This is a genomic window from Brevibacterium linens (genome assembly GCF_003999335.1).
Classification (GTDB): Bacteria; Actinomycetota; Actinomycetes; order Actinomycetales; family Brevibacteriaceae; genus Brevibacterium; species Brevibacterium linens.
In genome coordinates this window covers 1,173,010-1,192,608 of record NZ_CP026734.1, presented here as the reverse complement: position 1 = coordinate 1,192,608, position 19,599 = coordinate 1,173,010, and the positions used below count along the sequence as shown (strand labels likewise).

General features: G+C 64.2%; 13 protein-coding genes. 3 read left to right on the top strand and 10 right to left on the bottom strand.

Annotated features, from left to right (window positions below):
- The first annotated feature begins 108 nt into the window (after nt 1-108).
- Together CXR29_RS05210 and CXR29_RS05205 are read left to right on the top strand one after the other, a co-directional pair.
- Complete coding sequence (locus tag CXR29_RS05210; RefSeq protein ID WP_127364065.1) at nt 109-798, top strand: DUF1707 SHOCT-like domain-containing protein; 690 nt, start codon at nt 109-111, stop codon at nt 796-798.
- Nucleotides 795-1,820: an ATP-dependent 6-phosphofructokinase gene (locus CXR29_RS05205; RefSeq protein WP_101555458.1), complete on the top strand. Its 1,026-nt coding sequence runs from the start codon at nt 795-797 to the stop codon at nt 1,818-1,820. The genes CXR29_RS05210 and CXR29_RS05205 overlap by 4 nt, the downstream gene beginning before the upstream one ends.
- A gap of 182 nt (nt 1,821-2,002) precedes the next feature.
- Here the strand turns inward: CXR29_RS05205 and CXR29_RS05200 are convergent, their stop codons facing one another.
- Nucleotides 2,003-5,875, bottom strand: coding sequence for a DNA-directed RNA polymerase subunit beta' (locus CXR29_RS05200; RefSeq protein ID WP_127364064.1), 3,873 nt, complete (start codon nt 5,873-5,875; stop codon nt 2,003-2,005).
- Between the two features lie 68 nt (nt 5,876-5,943).
- Nucleotides 5,944-9,423 (bottom strand): DNA-directed RNA polymerase subunit beta, encoded by a 3,480-nt coding sequence (gene rpoB / locus CXR29_RS05195; protein ID WP_127364063.1) that lies wholly within the window; start codon nt 9,421-9,423, stop codon nt 5,944-5,946.
- 432 nt (nt 9,424-9,855) lie between these two features.
- On the opposite strand from rpoB, the gene CXR29_RS05190 reads away from it, so the two are divergent.
- Nucleotides 9,856-10,656, top strand: coding sequence for an MBL fold metallo-hydrolase (locus CXR29_RS05190; protein ID WP_101555455.1), 801 nt, complete (start codon nt 9,856-9,858; stop codon nt 10,654-10,656).
- Nucleotides 10,657-10,669: 13 nt separating this feature from the next.
- On the opposite strand, the gene CXR29_RS05185 is transcribed toward CXR29_RS05190, so the two are convergent.
- From CXR29_RS05185 to CXR29_RS05150, 8 genes are all read right to left on the bottom strand, one after another.
- On the bottom strand, nt 10,670-11,830 hold the full coding sequence (locus tag CXR29_RS05185; RefSeq protein WP_127364062.1) for a hypothetical protein: 1,161 nt from the start codon (nt 11,828-11,830) through the stop codon (nt 10,670-10,672).
- Complete coding sequence (locus CXR29_RS05180) at nt 11,827-12,702, bottom strand: hypothetical protein (RefSeq protein WP_127364061.1); 876 nt, start codon at nt 12,700-12,702, stop codon at nt 11,827-11,829. The genes CXR29_RS05185 and CXR29_RS05180 overlap by 4 nt, the downstream gene beginning before the upstream one ends.
- Nucleotides 12,699-13,940, bottom strand: a complete 1,242-nt coding sequence (locus tag CXR29_RS05175) for a hypothetical protein (RefSeq protein WP_101595980.1) — start codon at nt 13,938-13,940, stop codon at nt 12,699-12,701. Before CXR29_RS05175 ends, CXR29_RS05180 begins: the two co-directional genes overlap by 4 nt.
- Nucleotides 13,941-14,088: 148 nt before the next feature.
- Nucleotides 14,089-14,475 (bottom strand): 50S ribosomal protein L7/L12, encoded by a 387-nt coding sequence (rplL, locus tag CXR29_RS05170; protein WP_025777952.1) that lies wholly within the window; start codon nt 14,473-14,475, stop codon nt 14,089-14,091.
- A 59-nt stretch (nt 14,476-14,534) separates the two neighbouring features.
- A complete protein-coding gene (gene rplJ, locus CXR29_RS05165) occupies nt 14,535-15,068 on the bottom strand; it encodes a 50S ribosomal protein L10 (protein ID WP_101555451.1) in 534 nt (177 codons plus the stop codon).
- 359 nt (nt 15,069-15,427) lie between these two features.
- A complete protein-coding gene (gene adhP, locus CXR29_RS05160) occupies nt 15,428-16,447 on the bottom strand; it encodes an alcohol dehydrogenase AdhP (RefSeq protein ID WP_127365271.1) in 1,020 nt (339 codons plus the stop codon).
- A 71-nt stretch (nt 16,448-16,518) separates the two neighbouring features.
- Entirely contained in the window at nt 16,519-18,042 is a 1,524-nt protein-coding gene (exaC, locus tag CXR29_RS05155) for an acetaldehyde dehydrogenase ExaC (protein ID WP_127364060.1), read from the bottom strand.
- Between the two features lie 145 nt (nt 18,043-18,187).
- Nucleotides 18,188-19,465, bottom strand: a complete 1,278-nt coding sequence (locus CXR29_RS05150) for a helix-turn-helix domain-containing protein (RefSeq protein WP_101555449.1) — start codon at nt 19,463-19,465, stop codon at nt 18,188-18,190.
- Nucleotides 19,466-19,599 lie beyond the last annotated feature (134 nt).

Here is a 19,599-nt window from a genome sequence, read left to right as displayed (position 1 = left end):
GCTGCGGTCGATAGGCCCAGCATTGGTCGAACCTGTGGCCCTGCTGTGGAGTCCTCGTCACGACAGTCCTCCCTGCTCGCAGATGTGAAGACCGCTACACTGGGCACCATGGCCGACGACGACTCCCCTCCTCCTCAGCGGCGCATCCGCGCCTCGGACCAGGACCGCGACGATGTCCTCTCAGTGATCACCGATGCCGTGACGAACGGCCGCCTCGATCCCGAGGAGACGGCGCAGCGACAGGATGACGCCATCGGAGCGAAATTCCTCGACGAGCTCATCCCCCTCATCGACGACCTGCCCGAAGGAGACTCGCTCCACCGGCGGCTCGCCCGCCAGACCGGCCGGACACCTGGTCCCACAGATCCGGGCTCCCAGCTGCAGCGGCGCGGACCTGGCGAACTCTCCCCAGCTGCGGAACCGGGATCGGCCTCGCCGATGAACTCCGTGGCCATCATGTCCGGACGTCAGCTCGACGGGCCTCCCGGCACCGCCGAGGTCACCACCTACGCCCTCATGGGCGGAGACAACATCGACCTGTGCGAAGTCATGGGTCCCGGGGTGACCGTCGAACTGAACTCGTATGCGATGTGGGCCGGCAACGACATCTACGTGCCGCCGGGAGTGCGCGTCCGCGACGAGACCATCAACATCATGGCGGGCAATGAGGTCCGCCGATCCGCGCAGGGTGACGGATCCAACGGGACCGTGATCCTCAAGGGATTCTCCCTCATGGCCGGACACGACGTCCGGCTCGCAAAAGGCTATCGAGAAAAGGATCAGGGTCAACTGGAATGAAGATCGGTGTACTCACCTCGGGGGGCGACTGCCCGGGCCTCAACGCTGTCATCCGCGGCATCGTCCGCAAAGGCATCCGCGCCTATGATGCGGAGTTCGTCGGCATCCGCGACGGCTGGCGGGGTCTGCTCGACGACGACCTGTTCGATATGACAATGCTCGACGTGCGCGGCCTGTCCGGACGCGGCGGAACCATCCTCGGCACCTCCCGCACCCACCCCTATGAGGACGGCGGACCCGAGCGGATGCGGGAGGTCATGGCCGCCCACGGCATCGATTCGCTCATCGCCATCGGCGGCGAAGGCACCTTGGCCGGCGCCTCACGGCTGGTCCATGAAGAGGGCCTGCACATCGTCGGCGTGCCCAAGACCATCGACAACGACCTCGGCAACACGGACTACACCTTCGGCTTCGACACCGCCCAGTCCATCGCCACCGAGGCCATCGACCGGCTGCGCACCACCGCAGAGTCCCACCACCGCTGCATGGTCATCGAGGTCATGGGACGCAATGTCGGATGGATCGCGCTGCACGCCGGCATGGCGGCAGGCGCACACGCGATCCTCATGCCCGAGTTCCCCGTCTCCTTCGATCAGATCTCGGACTGGGTGCGCTCGGCCAGGGACCGCGGACGCGCACCCATCGTCGTCGTCGCCGAAGGGTTCATTCCCGAAGGATTCGACTCACAGGTCGCCGACCACGGCGTCGACAACAAGGGACGGGTCCGCCTCGGCGGGATCGCGAACTACCTGGCCCCGAAGATCGAGGAGATCACCGGTATCGAATCTCGGGCGACGATCCTCGGGCACCTGCAGCGAGGCGGCTCCCCCACCGCGTACGACCGGGTCCTGTCGACCCGGTTGGGCATGGCGGCAGCCGACCTCGCCCAGCACGGGCACTGGGGCAAGATGGCCAGCCTCAAGGGCACGGACATCGTCTCGGTGGAGATGTCATCGGCCGTCGACAGTCTCAAGTCAGTGCCGCTGCATCGCTGGGAAGAGGCACAGGTGCTCTTCGGCTGAGTGATTGCGAGAGCTTCACCGAGAAACGGGTGGAGTGTCGAGACACGGGCGCACACACCCGTGTTTCGACACTCCACCCGTTTCTCGATGTCGCAGCGTGAATGACGAGAGGGGCATCCACCGTGTGGTGGACGCCCCTCTTCGCCTGCCTCTCTCAGACGCTGCGACTCAGCCGTTCAGTCTCAGCTGAACGCACCGTAGTCGTAGTCCTCCAGCGGGATGGCGGAGCCGGAATCGGCGCCGATGCCCGCGTAGAAGTCGCCGTAGCTGTTGGTGAACATCTCGGCCTTGGCCTCTTCGGTCGGCTCCACCACGAGGTTGCGGTGGGTCTGCAGGCCGGTGCCGGCAGGGATGAGCTTACCGAGGATGACGTTCTCCTTCAGCCCCATGAGCGCATCGGACTTGCCTTCCATGGCCGCCTCGGTGAGGACGCGGGTGGTCTCCTGGAAGGATGCGGCCGACAGCCACGACTCGGTGGCCAGCGAAGCCTTCGTGATGCCCATCAGCTCGTCACGAGCCGAGGCAGGCTGGCCGCCTTCGGCGACCACACGACGGTTCTCCGCCTGGTAACGGCCGCGGTCGACGAGCTCACCGGGCAGCAGGTTCGTGTCGCCCGACTCGATCACGGTCACGCGACGCAGCATCTGCCGCACGATGACCTCGATGTGCTTGTCGTGGATGCCCACACCCTGCGAACGGTAGACCTTCTGAACCTCCTCGACGAGGAAGCGCTCGGCCTCACGGCGACCGCGGATGCGCAGCACCTGCTTCGGATCGACGGCACCGACGATGAGCTGCTCTCCGGCCTTGACGTGCTGGCCGTCCTCGACCATGAGACGGGCACGCTTGGACACTGCGTGCTCGATCTCCTCGCTGCCGTCATCGGGGGTGATGATGACGAAGCGGGTCTTGCGGCTGTCGTCGATCTTCGCCCGTCCGGTCGCCTCGGCGATGGGGGCGAAGCCCTTCGGTGTGCGAGCTTCGAAGAGCTCGGTCACACGCGGCAGACCCTGCGTGATATCACCGGTCGAAGCGGCGGCACCACCGGTGTGGAAGGTACGCATCGTCAGCTGGGTACCGGGCTCACCGATCGACTGGGCAGCGACGGTGCCGATGGCCTCGCCGATGTCGACGAGCTGACCGGTCGCCATCGAGCGACCGTAGTGCTCGGCGGAGATCTGCGCATCGGAATCCGCAGTCAGCACGGAGTGGACCTTGAGCTCTTCGATGCCGTTGGCCACGAGCATGTCCACCACAGCACCGGTGACATCGGACTTCGCCGGCAGGAGCACATTGCCCTCGGCGTCGGTGACATCGGAGACGGTGAGACGACCGTAGACGCTGGTCTCGGCGTACTCGTGCGGAACCAGGTTGCCCTCGTGATCGCGTTCAGCGATCGGGAGGGTGATGCCCTTGTTCGACTCGGCCTCTGCCGCGCGGATGATGACATCCTGCGAGACGTCGACGAGACGACGGGTGAGGTAACCGGAGTCGGCGGTACGCAGAGCGGTATCTGCCAGACCCTTACGAGCACCGTGCGAGGCGATGAAGTACTCGAGCACGGCGAGTCCCTCACGGTAGTTCGACACGATCGGACGCGGGATGATCTCACCCTGCGGGTTCGTCACCAGGCCGCGCATACCGGCCAGCTGACGCACCTGCATCCAGTTGCCGGATGCACCGGACTCGACCAGACGCAGCACCGAGTTCTCCGCGGGGAAGTTCGTGCGCATGATCTGGTCGACCTTCTCGGTCGTCTCCGTCCACAGCTTGACGAGCTCGTTGCGACGCTCGTCGTCGGTCAGGGCACCGAGTTCGTACTGCTGCTGAACCTTCGTGTCGATGACTTCGGCATCGTCGATGATCTCGGTCTTCGCCTCGGGTGAGACGACATCCGACATCGCGATGGTGATGCCCGAGCGGGTGGCCCAGTGGAAGCCGCCGGCCTTGAAGTTGTCCAGCGTGTGTGCGACCTCGACCTTCGGGTACTCCTCGGCGAGGTGGTTGACGATGCGGCTCAGAGCCTTCTTGTCGATCGTCGAGTTCACGAACGCGTAGTCGGCAGGCAGGTACTCGTTGAACGTTGCGCGACCCAGAGTGGTCTGCACGTCCAGCGGGTCGCCGGCCTCCCAGCCCTCGGGAAGCTCCATGTCCGCGTTGGGAACGACGTCCTCCAGGCGGATGGTGATCGGCGAACCGAGGTCGAGCTCCCCATGGTCGAAGGCCATGATGGCTTCGCCCATTCCGGAGAACGCGCGCCCCTCGCCGGCCAGTCCCTTGCGCTCGGAGGTGAGGTGGAACAGACCGATGATCATATCCTGCGAAGGCATGGTCACGGGCTTGCCGTCCGAGGGCTTGAGGATGTTGTTGGCCGAGAGCATGAGGATACGGGCCTCGGCCTGTGCCTCCGGACTCAGCGGCAGGTGCACAGCCATCTGGTCACCGTCGAAGTCAGCGTTGAACGCGGAGCAGACGAGCGGGTGCAGCTGGATGGCCTTGCCCTCGATGAGCTGCGGTTCGAACGCCTGGATGCCCAGACGGTGCAGGGTCGGTGCACGGTTGAGCAGCACAGGGTGCTCGGTGATGACCTCTTCGAGGACATCCCACACCTGCGGGTGCTGACGCTCGACCATGCGCTTGGCCGACTTGATGTTCTGAGCGTGGTTGAGATCGACCAGGCGCTTCATCACGAAGGGCTTGAACAGCTCCAGCGCCATGGTCTTCGGCAGACCGCACTGGTGCAGGTGCAGCTGCGGACCGACGACGATGACCGAACGGCCCGAGTAGTCCACACGCTTGCCGAGCAGGTTCTGACGGAAACGTCCCTGCTTGCCCTTGAGCATGTCCGACAGCGACTTGAGCGGGCGGTTGCCCGGTCCGGTCACCGGGCGTCCGCGACGTCCGTTGTCGAACAGCGAGTCCACGGCCTCCTGCAGCATCCGCTTCTCGTTGTTGACGATGATCTCGGGAGCACCGAGGTCGAGCAGACGCTTGAGGCGGTTGTTGCGGTTGATGACGCGACGGTAGAGATCGTTGAGGTCCGAGGTCGCGAACCGTCCACCATCGAGCTGCACCATCGGGCGCAGCTCCGGTGGGATCACCGGAACGACGTCGAGGACCATGCCCTCGGGGTTGTTGTCGGTGGTCAGGAACGCGTTGACGACCTTGAGGCGCTTGAGCGCACGAGTCTTGCGCTGTCCCTTGCCGGTGGCGATGAGCTCACGTAGCTTCTCGGCTTCGCCTTCGAGGTCGAAGTCGATGAGGCGCTTCTGGATCGCCTCGGCGCCCATGGCACCGGTGAAGTACAGGCCGAAGCGGTGGAACATCTCGCGGTACAGGCTCTCGTCGCCTTCGAGGTCGTTGACCTTGAGGTTCTTGAACCGGTCCCACACCTGCTCGATACGGTCGACCTCGCGGTCGGCGTTTTTGCGCAGCTTGTCCATTTCCTTCTCGGCGGTGTCGCGCAGCTTCTTCTTGGCCTGGGCGGTTCCGCCTTCGGCCTCGAGCGCGGCGAGATCCTCTTCGAGCTTCTTGGCACGACGATCGATGTCGGCGTCACGGCGGGTGCCGATCTGCTGCTTCTCGACGTCGATCTTGTTCTGCAGGCTGGGCAGATCACGGTGACGGGAATCCTCGTCGACCGAGGTGATCATGTAGGCCGCGAAGTAGATGACCTTCTCGAGGTCCTTCGGAGCCAGATCCAGCAGGTAGCCCAGGCGTGAGGGCACGCCCTTGAAGTACCAGATGTGGGTCACGGGAGCGGCGAGCTCGAGGTGGCCCATCCGCTCACGACGCACCTTGGCACGGGTCACCTCGACGCCGCAGCGTTCGCAGATGATGCCCTTGAAGCGGACTCGCTTGTACTTTCCGCAGGCGCACTCCCAGTCGCGGGTGGGTCCGAAGATCTTCTCGCAGAAGAGTCCGTCCTTCTCCGGCTTCAGGGTGCGGTAGTTGATGGTCTCAGGCTTTTTCACCTCACCGTGTGACCAGCCGCGGATGTTCTCCGTGGTGGCAAGACCGATGCGCAGTTCATCAAAGAAATTGACGTCAGGCACGTAAATCCTCTTTCCTGGCGATGAACGAATCGTTCATCAAAAAGTTGTGTCGGTTGAAGTGGAAGTCCTCAGACTTCTTCTACGGTCTGTGCTTCGCGGCGGGAGAGGTCGATGCCGAGCTCTTCGGCGGCGCGGTAGACCTCGTCCTCCGACTCGCCCATCTCGACATGGCCTCCGTCGGAAGACAGGACTTCGACGTTGAGGCACAGGGACTGCATCTCCTTGATGAGGACCTTGAACGACTCCGGGATTCCCGGATCGGGCAGGTTCTCACCCTTGACGATGGCTTCGTAGACCTTCACACGGCCCGGGATGTCATCGGACTTGATCGTCAGAAGCTCCTGCAGGGTGTAGGCGGCGCCGTAGGCCTCGAGGGCCCAGACTTCCATCTCACCGAAGCGCTGACCACCGAACTGCGCCTTACCACCGAGCGGCTGCTGGGTGATCATCGAGTACGGTCCGGTCGAACGCGCGTGGATCTTGTCGTCGACGAGGTGGTGGAGCTTGAGCATGTACATGTAGCCGACCGAGATCGGGTACGGGAACGGCTCACCGGAGCGGCCGTCGAACAGCTGAGCCTTGCCCGAGGAGTCGATGAGGCGGTCCCCATCGCGGTTCGGGGTCGTCGAATCCAGCAGTCCGCGCAGCTCCTGCTCGTGCGCACCGTCGAACACCGGGGTGGCCAGGTTGGTGCCGGCCTCGGCTTCGCGAGCGGCCTCGGGCAGCTCGGCGGCCCATTCGGGGTTGCCCTCGATCTTCCAGCCCTGCTTCGAGATCCATCCGAGGTGGACTTCGAAGACCTGCCCGATGTTCATACGACGGGGAACACCGTGCGGGTTCAGGATGACGTCGACAGGGGTGCCGTCGGCGAGGAACGGCATGTCCTCGACCGGCAGGATCGTCGAGATGACACCCTTGTTTCCGTGACGACCGGCCATCTTGTCACCGATGGTGATCTTGCGGCGCTGAGCCACGTAGACGCGGACCATCTGGTTGACGCCGGGCGAGAGCTCGTCGTCGTCCTCACGGTCGAAGACGCGCACACCGATGACGGTGCCGATCTCGCCGTGGGGAACGCGCAGCGAGGTGTCGCGGACCTCACGGGACTTCTCACCGAAGATCGCGCGCAGCAGGCGCTCTTCGGGGGTCAGCTCGGTCTCACCCTTCGGGGTGACCTTGCCGACGAGGATGTCACCGTCGGTGACTTCGGCGCCGATGCGGATGATTCCGCGATCGTCGAGGTCGGCCAGGGCGTCGGGCGAGATGTTCGGGATGTCCCGAGTGATCTCCTCGGCACCGAGCTTGGTGTCGCGAGCATCGACCTCATGCTCCTCGATGTGGATCGAGGAGAGCACGTCGTCCTGGACGAGGCGCTGGGAGAGGATGATCGCGTCCTCGTAGTTGTAGCCTTCCCATGACATGAACGCCACGAGGAGGTTCTTGCCCAGAGCCATCTCACCGTTCTCGGTGGACGGGCCGTCGGCGAGGACGGTGCCGGCTTCGACACGGTCGCCTTCGTCGACGAGGATGCGCTGGTTGTACGAGGTGCCGTGGTTCGAACGCTTGAACTTCGCAGCCTTGTAGGTCAGCTGGGTTCCGTCGTCGGCGAGCACCGTGACGAAGTCAGCCGAGACCTCGGTGATGACACCGGACTTCTCAGCGGTGATGACATCGCCGGCGTCGACGGCGGCACGGTATTCCATGCCGGTGCCCACGACAGGTGATTCGGCCATCACCAGCGGCACGGCCTGACGCTGCATGTTCGCACCCATGAGGGCGCGGTTCGCGTCATCGTGCTCGAGGAACGGAATCAGAGCCGACGCCACAGAGACCATCTGACGTGCGGAGACGTCCATGAAGTCGATCTGGTCGTGCTGGACCAGCTCGGCCTCACCGCCGCCGCCCTTCGGACGGGCCAGGACCTCGACCTCGGCGAAGCGCTGGTCGTCGGTCAGGGGCGCGTTGGCCTGGGCGATGTTGAACTCGAGTTCGTCATCGGCGGTCAGGTACTGCGTCTCATCGGTCACGACACCGTCGACGACCTTGCGGTAGGGCGTCTCGATGAATCCGAAGGGGTTGATGCGGGCGTAGGACGCCAGCGAACCGATCAGACCGATGTTCGGACCCTCGGGGGTCTCGATCGGGCACATGCGGCCGTAGTGCGAGGGGTGCACGTCACGGACTTCCATGGCGGCACGGTCACGCGAGAGACCGCCGGGTCCCAGCGCGGAGAGACGGCGCTTGTGGGTCAGACCCGCGAGCGGGTTGTTCTGATCCATGAACTGGGAGAGCTGCGAGGTGCCGAAGAACTCCTTGATCGCAGCCACCACGGGGCGGATGTTGATCAGGGTCTGCGGGGTGATCGCCTCGACGTCCTGGGTGGTCATGCGTTCGCGGACGACGCGCTCCATCCGGGACAGGCCGGTGCGGATCTGGTTCTCGATGAGCTCACCGACGGCGCGGATGCGGCGGTTTCCGAAGTGATCGATGTCGTCGAGCTTGACGCTGATCTCGACCTCTTCACCGTCGCGGGTGCCCTTGGCGGTGTCCACTCCGGCGTGCAGCGACACGAGGTAGCGGATGGTGGCGACGACGTCCTCGGTGGAGAGCACGGAGTCCGACAGCGGTGCTTCGACGCCGAGCTTGCGGTTGACCTTGTAGCGGCCGACCTTGGCCAGGTCGTAGCGCTTCGGGTTGAAGTACAGGTTGTTGAGCAGGTTGCGAGCGGCCTCGGCGGTCGCGGGCTCTGCCGGGCGCAGTTTCTTGTAGATGTCGAGCAGCGCTTCGTCCTGCGTGTTGACCGTGTCCTTGGCCATCGTCTCGCGGATCGATTCGAACTCGCCGAACTCCTCGAGGATCTTCGCTTCGGACCAGCCGAGGGCCTTGAGCAGCACCGTCACGGACTGCTTGCGCTTGCGGTCGAGGCGCACACCGACCTGGTCGCGCTTGTCGACCTCGAACTCCAGCCAGGCACCGCGGGACGGGATGATCTTCGCGGAGAAGATGTCCTTGTCCGTGGTCTTGTCGACGCTGGATTCGAAGTAGGCGCCGGGCGAACGCACGAGCTGGGAGACGACGACGCGCTCGGTGCCGTTGACGATGAACGTGCCCTTGTTGGTCATGAGGGGGAAGTCACCCATGAACACGGTCTGGCTCTTGATCTCGCCCGTGTTGTTGTTCATGAACTCGGCGGTGACGTACAGCGGCGCCGAGTAGGTCATATCGCGTTCCTTGCACTCATCGATCGAGTACTTGGGAGCCTCGAACCGGTGCTCGCGGAACGACAGCGACATGGATCCGCCGAAGTCTTCGATCGGCGAGATCTCTTCGAAGATGTCTTCGAGACCCGAGGTGGTTGCGACGGAGTCGTCCCCGATCTCGATGGCCTCGGCGACGCGGTCCTGCCACGCCTCCGATCCGATCAGCCAGTCGAAGCTGTCCGTCTGCAGACCGAGCAGATCGGGAACCTCGAGGGGCTCGCGAATCTTCGCGAAGGAAATTCTCTTGGGGGGATTAGCGGTCCTGGTGTTGTCGTTGGCGGCGGCCAATTGGTTCCTTCCGAGTGCTTCACCATCTGATACTTCGTCTGCCCACTCGCTCCGGCGACGTCCACGGGGTGTGTCAGATTTCGACTCCCGGCGTCGGCATGGTTCACTTGAGTGGAAATGCTGCGCCCACCGCTATATGAAGGCACACCACAGGCAGAACGATGCAAATATCAATCTTATAGCATCAGGTCAAGCCTGGCAACATCGAATTCTGTCAGTCGTGGATCTTCTTCCACGGACCGCCCCACATCGGCGGCCGCCTCGGCGAAGCCACTCCCTGACCGTCGAGGACGCCGACCTTGTCCCGTGTGAGCTCCATGCGGATTCTCGACACATCCCACCGCCCGACGGCAACGTCGGCCACCGTGTGATCGTCTGCCGTCGTGTGCCCGGCTGCGCGACAGCCGGTGACAGACATTCTAGACTGCGGGCATGACACACGTGCATGTCCTCACCTTCTCTCCCGCGAAAGTCAATTGCGGGATCATCGTCGGCTCCGATCGCACCCTGCTCGTCGATGCCGGACCCGGCCCCGCGGCTGCGGCACACCTGCTGGAACGGGCGGGCCGCCTCGGCGAGGAGATCGCGGGAGAGGGCGGGCAGGATATCGATCTCGTGCTCACCCACGATCACTGGGATCATTTCTTCGGCGCCGCCGAGGCGGTCTCGTCGGGAGTGTCGACCGTCCACGCGTCCTCTGCGTTCGCCGCCGATCAGGAGGCGAGCGCGTGGATCGCGCTCGATGCGATCAGCCGGGGCGATGAGCCGAGCGAGTACCGCCGGCAGCTGCCGACCGATCCCACCGAACTCGTCGTCGACGTCTCCACCGTCGATGCGTCCCCCGGTGAGGCGGGCACCTTGGATCTCGGCGGCTGCCCGGTCGAATTCCACGTCCTCGGCGGGCATTCGACCGCCGATCTCGTCGTCCGGCTTCCCGAGCTCGGGATCGTGTTCACCGGTGACCTCGTCGAGGAGGCCGATCCCCCGCAGGCCGGCGCCGACTCCTCGCTGAGCGAATGGGCGGCGAGCCTGCGGACCCTGCTGTCCTTTGCCGAGGCGAACGTCTTCGTCCCCGGTCACGGAGTCCCGGTCGACCGTGATTTCGTCACCCGTCAGCTCGCCGACCTCGAAGGGATGCGCAGCGATCAGGGCGACTCCGAGGTGGCTCTGCCGGGCCGTGTCATGCCCGGCGATCACGATCGTGCGGTGCCTCGCGAAGTCCGTCTGGTCTGATTCTCAGCCGTCCTCAACGGGGTGGCAGCGATTTCAGTGCGGTCACGAGGTTTCCCCCGATGGCTCCGAACAGAGTCTCGGCCCACACACTCTCGGCCTCGATGTACGGCCTGCCCTTGTCGAAGATCCACTGCAGGTCTCTGCCGCCTCGCAGATCGCCTTCGCAGGCGGAACACACAGGCACGCGCACCGCCCGGGCTCCGACCGACACCGGTGAGGTCGTCCTCGCTTCACCGTGCAGCGGATTGACCGTACACAGGCTCTCGGGCCTGCTCGACCGGGCTCCCCTGCTCTGGCCGGCCAGACCGATCTCGCGTCGAGCCTGCCGCAGCAGCACCATGGCGCCGGCGAGGTCAATGCGTTCGGCCGCTTCGTCGTCGACGATCGACCTCGCTTCATAATAGGCATCGAACGCCCTCTCCACCTGGGTGAGTTCGGCCGAACTGAGATCATCGGTGCGCAGCTGGTCCAGAGACGACGCCAGTTCCGTGGCTTCGGAGTTGATGTCCTCACGGAGAGCGCTGCGCTGCAGATGATCGACTCTGTGCAGCAGCGAGCTGGGCAGTCTGAACCGATCCCGTCTGCGCGCCTCGGCCGCTTTGGCTCGCATCGAGCGAAAGATGAAGATGCCGCCGATGACGAGGGCGAGGAGAAGGATCGAACCGCCCAGGAAGAGTGGAGCGAATCCGCCGCTGCCGGTGTCCTGAATCACGTCGCTGCCCGGCTGCTGCTCTGCACCAGTGTCGCCGGACTCGACGTGCTCCTGAGGATCCTCATAGAGGTCGAGGAGGATGTTGAGTTTGGACACCGACGGGGTGGAGGTGTTCCATTCGTCGTGGGCATTGAGCTGCTGGTCCACGACTTCCATCTCCTTGTCGTGGTGCGCATCGGTGAAATAGGTGTCGACGGCAATGGCTGTGCCGTCGTCGATCATGACGAATGAGCCTTCGGACCCGTTGAGGACCTTGATCTGCTCAAGCATCTCTCGATCGATGCTGCCGTGTTCGGCATCCACTGCGACCACGTAGACATCGAAGTCGAGCTCCTTGACCGTGGCCTCGGCCTTGTCGAGGAGACGTCCGTCAAGGGTGTCTGCGACCGCCGGGTCGATATAGATCGGGTCGGTCTTCAGAGATTGCGCGATCTGCTCTGCGTCCACGTCGTTCTGGCTCATTTCCTCTGATCCTGTGTCTGCTCCTGGGTCTGCGGTTCGGACTGGAGAGTCAGCTGGCGTCTGCGCCAGAACCGGTAGCCGGAGATCCCGCCCACTGCCAGACCGCCGCCGATGAGCAGTCCGATCACGGCTCCGCCCACCGCGCCGCCGACGGAATAGCGCAATGCCCGAGGATCCGCCTCGTCGTCCTTCTCGTTGACCACGATCGCGTTGCCGCTGCGGTCGAACGAAGCACCGTAGCCGAAGTTCTCCTCTTCGATCGGTGCCGAGAGCAGGGCCCGGACGTAGGTCAGCCCGACCTGGGACAGATGATCGTCGTCGAGTGTGTCGGGGCGATCGACGATCTCCCGTGAGATTCCCTTGTTCGCCACCGCCTCTCGATTGTCGCCGATGACCAGCACGGTGGCCTCGTCGTCGGGCACCTCGGCGATGATGCGATTGGCCAGCAGTTCGGCTTGGCCGTCGGTGTCATCGAGTTCTGTGGCGGCCAGGAAGGCCACATAGATCGGTGTGCGAGTCTTCTCGATCGCCTCGTGGATGTCGTCGAGGTCCTCATCACGCATCTCGAACGCGAGGTAATCATCGACCCAGACCGGATCTTTCTCGAAGGCGTGCGCGATCTCCTGATACCGGGAGCGGTCATAGTCGGAATCGTACTGACTCTCTATGCGATCCGAATAGACGCTGTCGACTCGGGGCTGACCGCTGTCGGCCTCGGCGATCCGAGTGTCTCTGGCATCGTCGAACAGGGAATGGCTCAATGCCGTCGCTCCGACGACGACGGCGAGGAAAAGCAGTGCCGCGATCCCGAGTCGGAGCGGACCGGGGCCGCCATCGGCGATCTTCTTCCTGGCTGCGCTGGGCTGACTCATCTCGCCTCGGTCTCTGTCGCGTCGGCTGTCGGAGTCCCCGACACGACCGCGGCCTCGAGTGGCTGGAAGCTGCCGAATCCGCTGTTGGAGTACGCGTCGTCGCGCAGAAAATAGGGTACCGGCTTGACTCTCGTGGCGCCGGGACGTCTGGGCACCATCAGCGTCTCCGGCTCGTGACCGGTCGTCAGGTCACTTCGGCACCGGTCACAGGCATGGACCGTCAGCGCCGTCCCCTTCTGCCTCCATGCGACGGGTTCGATGCTGCCGGTATGACTGGGCATGAAGAAGCAGAACAGCGGCTCCTCGGCATCGCCCCGATCGCGCAGACGTCGACGGATCCATCTGTCAGTTCGACTCAGACAGTGAATCGCCATCCGATGCGAGAAATCCTCTGCCGTCGCCCAATCAGGCTGGTTATGAGTGATCGCCGCCACCGCCTCCTGGACGCGGCGACCCCGCGCGTAGAGTCGCCACACCGCATCGTCGGCGGTCTCGGGTTCGGGCAGCTTCTCGCCGATGCGCACAACCCTGGAGCGCAGGTCGAAGCGCTTCGTCAGTTCCGGCTCCGTGGTCAGTTCGGTTCTCCACGCATAGCGACGGCGCCGCGCGATCATCCAGGTGGTGAGTGCTCCTGCGGCCACCGCGGCGGCTCCCATGACCAGCATATCGGGGGCGCCTTCGTCGAGCCCCCACCTGGCGATGTAGTCCCCGCTGGACTGCCCGACGTCCTTGGGATCGAACTGCGGAGGTTCCGGAATCGGATCGCCGGCAGCGGCTGCACGCAGGATCTGCATCTGGTAGTGCACATTGAGCTCGATCGGGAGGAAGTCGTCGGTGGCCGATCTCGTCAGGCCACCTCCTCCGCGGGGAATGACCGGGCCGAGCTCGGAGACGAGATACGGCCATGACCTGGATCCGCCACCAGCGGTGGCGAAGAGCACAAGGACCTGGTCGGCTTCGGAGTCCTCGTACATCGTCTGAGCCAAGCTCGAGGTGAATCTGCCCCAGGCCTCGAAGTTGCCCGGGCCGTCCGGCTGGTCGGGAAGAACTGCAATGAAGAAGGGGAGATCGGACTCCGCTGCCTCAGTCGCCGCGAGTTCGATGCCATCGAGCTGATTGCGGCTCAGGCCGCCGGCGATGATGGGATCGATGAAAAGCGGATCGGTCGCCCACGCCGACTGCAGGCGAGAACGCAGGCCGGCGAGGAGCTCGTCTTCGATGGTTGTCGTCGAGGGCACCAGTCAAGAGTAATAGTTCTGTGCGGGGATTCCCAGAATTGTCTGCCTCGCTCTGGTCAGACGCTGACGTCAGCGGCATGAGAAAGACCCCCACAGCAGAGTGTGGGGGTCTCAATCTCAGGCAGCAGGCAGGCTGCTGCTCAGGAAATCACTTGAGGGTGACGGTGGCGCCGGCAGCCTCGAGGGTTTCCTTGGCCTTCTCGGCGTCTTCCTTCGAAGCGCCTTCGAGGACGGCCTTGGGAGCTCCGTCGACGAGGTCCTTGGCTTCCTTGAGTCCGAGGGAGGTGAGTCCACGGACTTCCTTGATGACGGGAACCTTCTTCTCGCCGGCCGATTCGAGGATGACGTCGAATTCGGTCTGCTCTTCAGCGGGAGCGGCGTCTGCGCCACCGGCTGCAGGGGCAGCGGCAACGGCGGCCGGAGCGGCAGCCTCGACGTCGAACTCTTCTTCGAACTTCTTGACGAACTCGGACAGTTCGATGAGGGTGAGCTCCTTGAAAGCCTCGAGGAGCTCGTCGGTGGTGAGCTTAGCCATGGTGGCTAGTCCTTCCTGTTTTGGCCACGATCAGTGACCGGTTCGGTTTGGGGTGATGCTCAGGCGTCGGAAGCAGGAGCGTCGTCCTGCTTCTCGCGGAGGGCATCGACAGTGCGCACGGCCTTGACCAGCGGAGCGGTGAAGAGGTAAGCCGCCTGGTGGAGGCTTGCCTTCATGGCACCGGCTGCCTTTGCAAGCAGCACTTCGCGGGATTCGAGGTCGGCGAGCTGGTTGACCTGTTCGGGGCTGAGTGCGGCTCCATCGAAGTAGCCGCCCTTCACCACGAGCTTGTCGTTCGCCTTGGCAAAGTTACGCAGAGCCTTGGCAGCCTCAGGTGGTTCGCCGTTGATGAACGCGATCGCGGTGGGCCCATTGAGGTGCTCATCGAGACCGGTGACTCCGGCTTCCTTGGCTGCAATCTTGGTCAGCGTGTTCTTTACCACGGCGTAGCTGACGTTCTCACCGAGAGAGACGCGCAGTTCTTTCATCTGCGCGACGGTGAGACCGCGGTACTCGGTCAGCAACACAGCGTCGGAGTTCTCAAACTGCTGTTTGATCTCCTCGACTGCGGCTGCCTTGTCTGGCCTCGCCATGGTGTTCCTTTCATAAGTCGTCCGGCCTGTCCCGACAACAGAAAAAGCGCTCCACGCAGGCAGGCGTGAAACGCTTGGCCGCCGATTCCTTGCGGAATCCGACGGAAGAATCTCGAGCTCACCTGCGCGGGTCACTCCTCACGGAGTCTTCGTCTGCGGACACCGAGATTCGATGGCGAATCTTGGTGATTCCACAGAGACCGACGGTCTTGGGTGTCTCAAGTCTAGCGAAGTCATTCCCGGCAAGTCCAATCCGCTCACCGAGACCCCTCCCACACTACCTGACGGCGGCGCAGCAACCTGGCGCGAGGTTGCTGCGCCGCCGTCAGGTAGTTCTTGAGGCGCGGGTGTGTGGGTTGTCAGTATTCGATGACGACGCGACCGTCGATCTTGCCGTGGATCATCTCGTCGAAGATGGCATTGATGTCCTCGAGCGGCCGCTTGCTGAACGTGGGATGGATCTTACCCGCTGCGTAGAACTCCAAGGCTTCCACCATGTCCTGGCGGGTGCCGACGATCGATCCGCGGATCGTCAGCCCCTTGAGCACGATGTCGAAGATCGGGGCCGGGAAGTCACCCGGGGGCAGGCCGTTGAAGACGATGGTTCCGCCTCGGCGAGTCATTGAGATCGCCTGCCCGAATGCCTTCGGATGCACCGCCGTGACAAGCACACCGTGTGAGCCTCCGACCTTCTCCTGGATGATCTCGGCCGGATCCTCGGCGAAGGCGTTGACGGTAATCTCGGCACCGTGCTTCTTCGCCAACGCCAGCTTGTCGTCGGCGACATCGACGGCGACGACCCGCATGCCCATGGCGACGGCATATTGGACGGCGATGTGTCCGAGTCCGCCGATCCCGGAGATGACGACCCACTGGCCCGGCTTCACCTCGGTGCGTTTGAGTCCCTTGTAGACGGTGACGCCGGCACACAGGACAGGGGCGATCTCGTAGGGGTCGGCACCATCGGGGATGATGGCAGCGAACTTCGTGTCGACGAGCATGTACTCGCCGAAGGAACCGTCGACGCCGTAGCCGCCGTTGACCTGCGATTCGCAGAGGGTCTCCCACCCCTGCCGGCAGTGCTCACAGGTCCCGCACGCCCTCCACAGCCAGGCGTTGCCGACCATCTGTCCGACCTCGACATCGGTGACGCCTTCGCCGACCTTCTCGACGATGCCGACTCCTTCGTGTCCCGGGATGAGCGGCACCTTCGGTTTGACCGGCCAGTCTCCGTGGGCCGCGTGCAGGTCCGTGTGGCAGACACCGGAGGCGATGAGCTTGACCAGTGCCTGTCCCGGTCCCGGTTCGGGGATCTCATTGTCCCCGACGGTCAGATCTTTGCCGAACTCTTCGACGACTGCTGCTTTCATTCCTGACATCATTGACTCCTTTGTGATGATGGTGAATTGCTATTCAGGTGCGGGTGGATCGGTGCTGTACTCCAGTCAGCTCAGAAGAAGCCCTGGGCGTTCTCCGAGTAGCTGACGAGCAGGTTCTTCGTCTGCTGGTAGTGATCGAGCATCATCTTGTGGTTCTCGCGACCGATGCCCGAAGCCTTGTACCCGCCGAAGGCCGCATGAGCCGGGTAGGCGTGGTAGTTGTTCACCCACACGCGACCGGCCTGGATCTCGCGACCGGCCCGGTAGGCGGTGTTGCCGTCGCGCGACCAGACACCGGCGCCGAGGCCGTAGAGCGTGTCATTGGCCGTGGCCATGGCGTCGGCGTAGTCGGAGAATGTCGCGACCGAGACGACGGGCCCGAAGATCTCCTCCTGGAAGATGCGCATCTTGTTCGTGCCCTTGAAGATCGTCGGCTGCACGTAGAAGCCGCCGGCCAGATCCCCGTCGAGTTCGGCCTTGCCGCCGCCGGTGAGCACCTCGGCGCCTTCCTGACGGCCGATGTCGAGGTAGGACATGATCTTCTCGAACTGGTCGTTCGAGGCCTGGGCGCCCATCATCGTGTCCGTGTCGAGCGGATTGCCCTGGACGATCCTCTTCGTCCGTTCTGCAACCGCCTCGAGGAAGGGATCGGCGATCGATTCCTGGACGAGCGCACGCGACGGGCAGGTGCAGACCTCGCCCTGGTTGAGAGCGAACATCGTGAAGCCCTCCTGGGCCTTGTCCGCATACGAATCGTCCTTGGCCAGCACATCCTCGAAGAAGATGTTCGGCGACTTTCCGCCGAGCTCCAGAGTCACCGGAATGATGTTCTGCGAGGCGTACTGCATGATCAGACGACCGGTTGTGGTCTCACCGGTGAACGCGATCTTCGAGATCCGCTTGTTCGACGCCAGCGGCTTGCCGGCCTCCAGACCGAAGCCGTTGACGACGTTGAGCACGCCCTCGGGCAGCAGGTCGGCGATGAGCTCGACGAGGACGAGGATCGAGGCCGGAGTCTGCTCGGCGGGCTTGAGCACGATCGCGTTGCCCGCGGCCAGCGCCGGTGCGATCTTCCACACGCCCATGAGGATCGGGAAGTTCCAGGGAATGATCTGGCCGACCACACCGAGCGGCTCGTGGAAGTGATACGCCACGGTGTCATCGTCGATCTGCGAGAGTCCGCCCTCCTGTGCCCTGATCGCTCCGGCGAAGTAGCGGAAATGATCGACCGCCAGCGGCAGGTCGGCGTTGAGGGGCTCGCGGATCGCCTTGCCGTTGTCCCAAGTCTCGGCCACCGCAATCATCTCGAGGTTCTCCTCGATGCGGTCGGCGATCCGATTGAGGATGTTGGCCCGTTCGGCGACCGAGGTCTTGCCCCAGGCCGGAGCCGCCTTGTGCGCGGCGTCGAGAGCGAGTTCGATGTCCTCAGCGGTGCTGGCCGGGACCTCGGTGAAGGTCTTGCCGGTGACGGGGCTGGGGTTCTCGAAATAGTTGCCCTTGACCGGCGGCACCCACTGACCGCCGATGAAGTTCTCATACCGGGACTTGAAGGTGACGAGCGACCCGTCCTGACCAGGCTGTGCGTAGACAGTCATTGCAACTCCTTTGATGCGTCTGATTCCACCGGATTGTCTCCGTGTGACCACGACGCTACCGAGCGCAACGTTGCATGTGGGTTGCATCACATCGCCGAGGCGGCCGCCCCGTCCCGCACACCGAACCGCAATCGGTTCGCCGAGTTCAGAGGCCCAGCGCCTCCAGGCGCACGACCGCGGCGTTGCGTTCGGCGGCCTCGGGCGGTGCCAGACGCAGCACTGTCATGAGGACTTCGACGTCGTCGCGGAAGTCCGGCAGGTTCGCGAACCGCCACAGCTGCTGCCAGGTTCCGTCCTGGAGCAGGGTCTCGCGCATAAGCGCATCGACCTCCGCCGCGATCTCGCGGACTCCCGGCGCTTCGGAATCCGGCAGGACGGTCCCCCTGAACTGCTCGAGGGCCGAATCCGTGTCACCGCTAGCCAGAGCCTGCACGGTGAGCTCCAGATCCGAATCGACGTCCCCGCGCAACCGATAGGGGCGGGCGTCGATGCGCAGATCGCCGAGGCTGCCGATCGTTCTGCGCAGACGATTGATCTCCGCCCGGACCGTGACTTCGCTGCCGCCGACCGACCACAGCCGCTCCACCAGTCCGGCACCGCTGATGCCGTCGGGACGCCTGTGCAGCAGCAACAGGATCTCGGCGTGCCGACGGCTCAGGGGAATCCGCGTTCCATCGGGGTTCTCCAAAGCGGGGCTGGGACCGAGCACTGTCAGTCTGGTCCCGGCCACCTCGGTGCCGGTGTGCATCTGCTGCGGCGTGAAGAGCTGGGACAGCTGAGCCCCGGCGGCCTTCGCCGTCGACGACAGCAGCGGCAGCACGATGGAGGACACGGCGTCGTCTCCCCCGGTGACATCGATGATGCCGATGACCTGCCCGGTCAGCGGGTGGGTGACGGGGACGGCGCTGCAGCTCCAGGAATGGACGTCGGGGGCGAAATGCTCGGCGCGGCTGACCTGCACGGGCCGGCCCGATCGCAGGGCCAGGGCCGGGGCGGAGGTGCCCATCACCTCTTCTGACCAGTCCGACCCGGAGACGAAACCCATGGCTTCGGCACGGTCGCGCACGCCCCGCTCCCCCTCAACCCACAGCAGTCGCCCCTGTTCGTCGCCGAGGGCGGCCAGCAGTCCGGCGTCTTTGGCGGGTTCGATGAGATGGGACCGCAGCAACGGCATGATCGCGTGGAAGGGATGTCGCCGGCGCACCTCGGCGAGACGATCGGTTTCGAATGCGACCTGGACCTGCACGCTGTCGGGGTCGCGCAGCCGGGCCAGAGACCGGTCCCATGATTCCAGGACCGAGGTCCGCACCCCGGGCCCTGACGACGGCAGGTGGAGGCTCGTCTCCGACGGTCCTGCCAGACGCTCATGTGCGCGTCGAACGGCGCTCTGATAGGTGTCTTCGAGCAGCAGCGTCGAATCCATGGCGGACGGTCCACCTCCATCGGCGGGTGTCGGAAGAGTGTTTCAACTGCTCATAATCTAATCGCGAACCTGCCTGTGAACAAGGCCCCGTCCGCTCCCAGAACTACCTGACGGCGGCTCAGCAACCTCGCGCG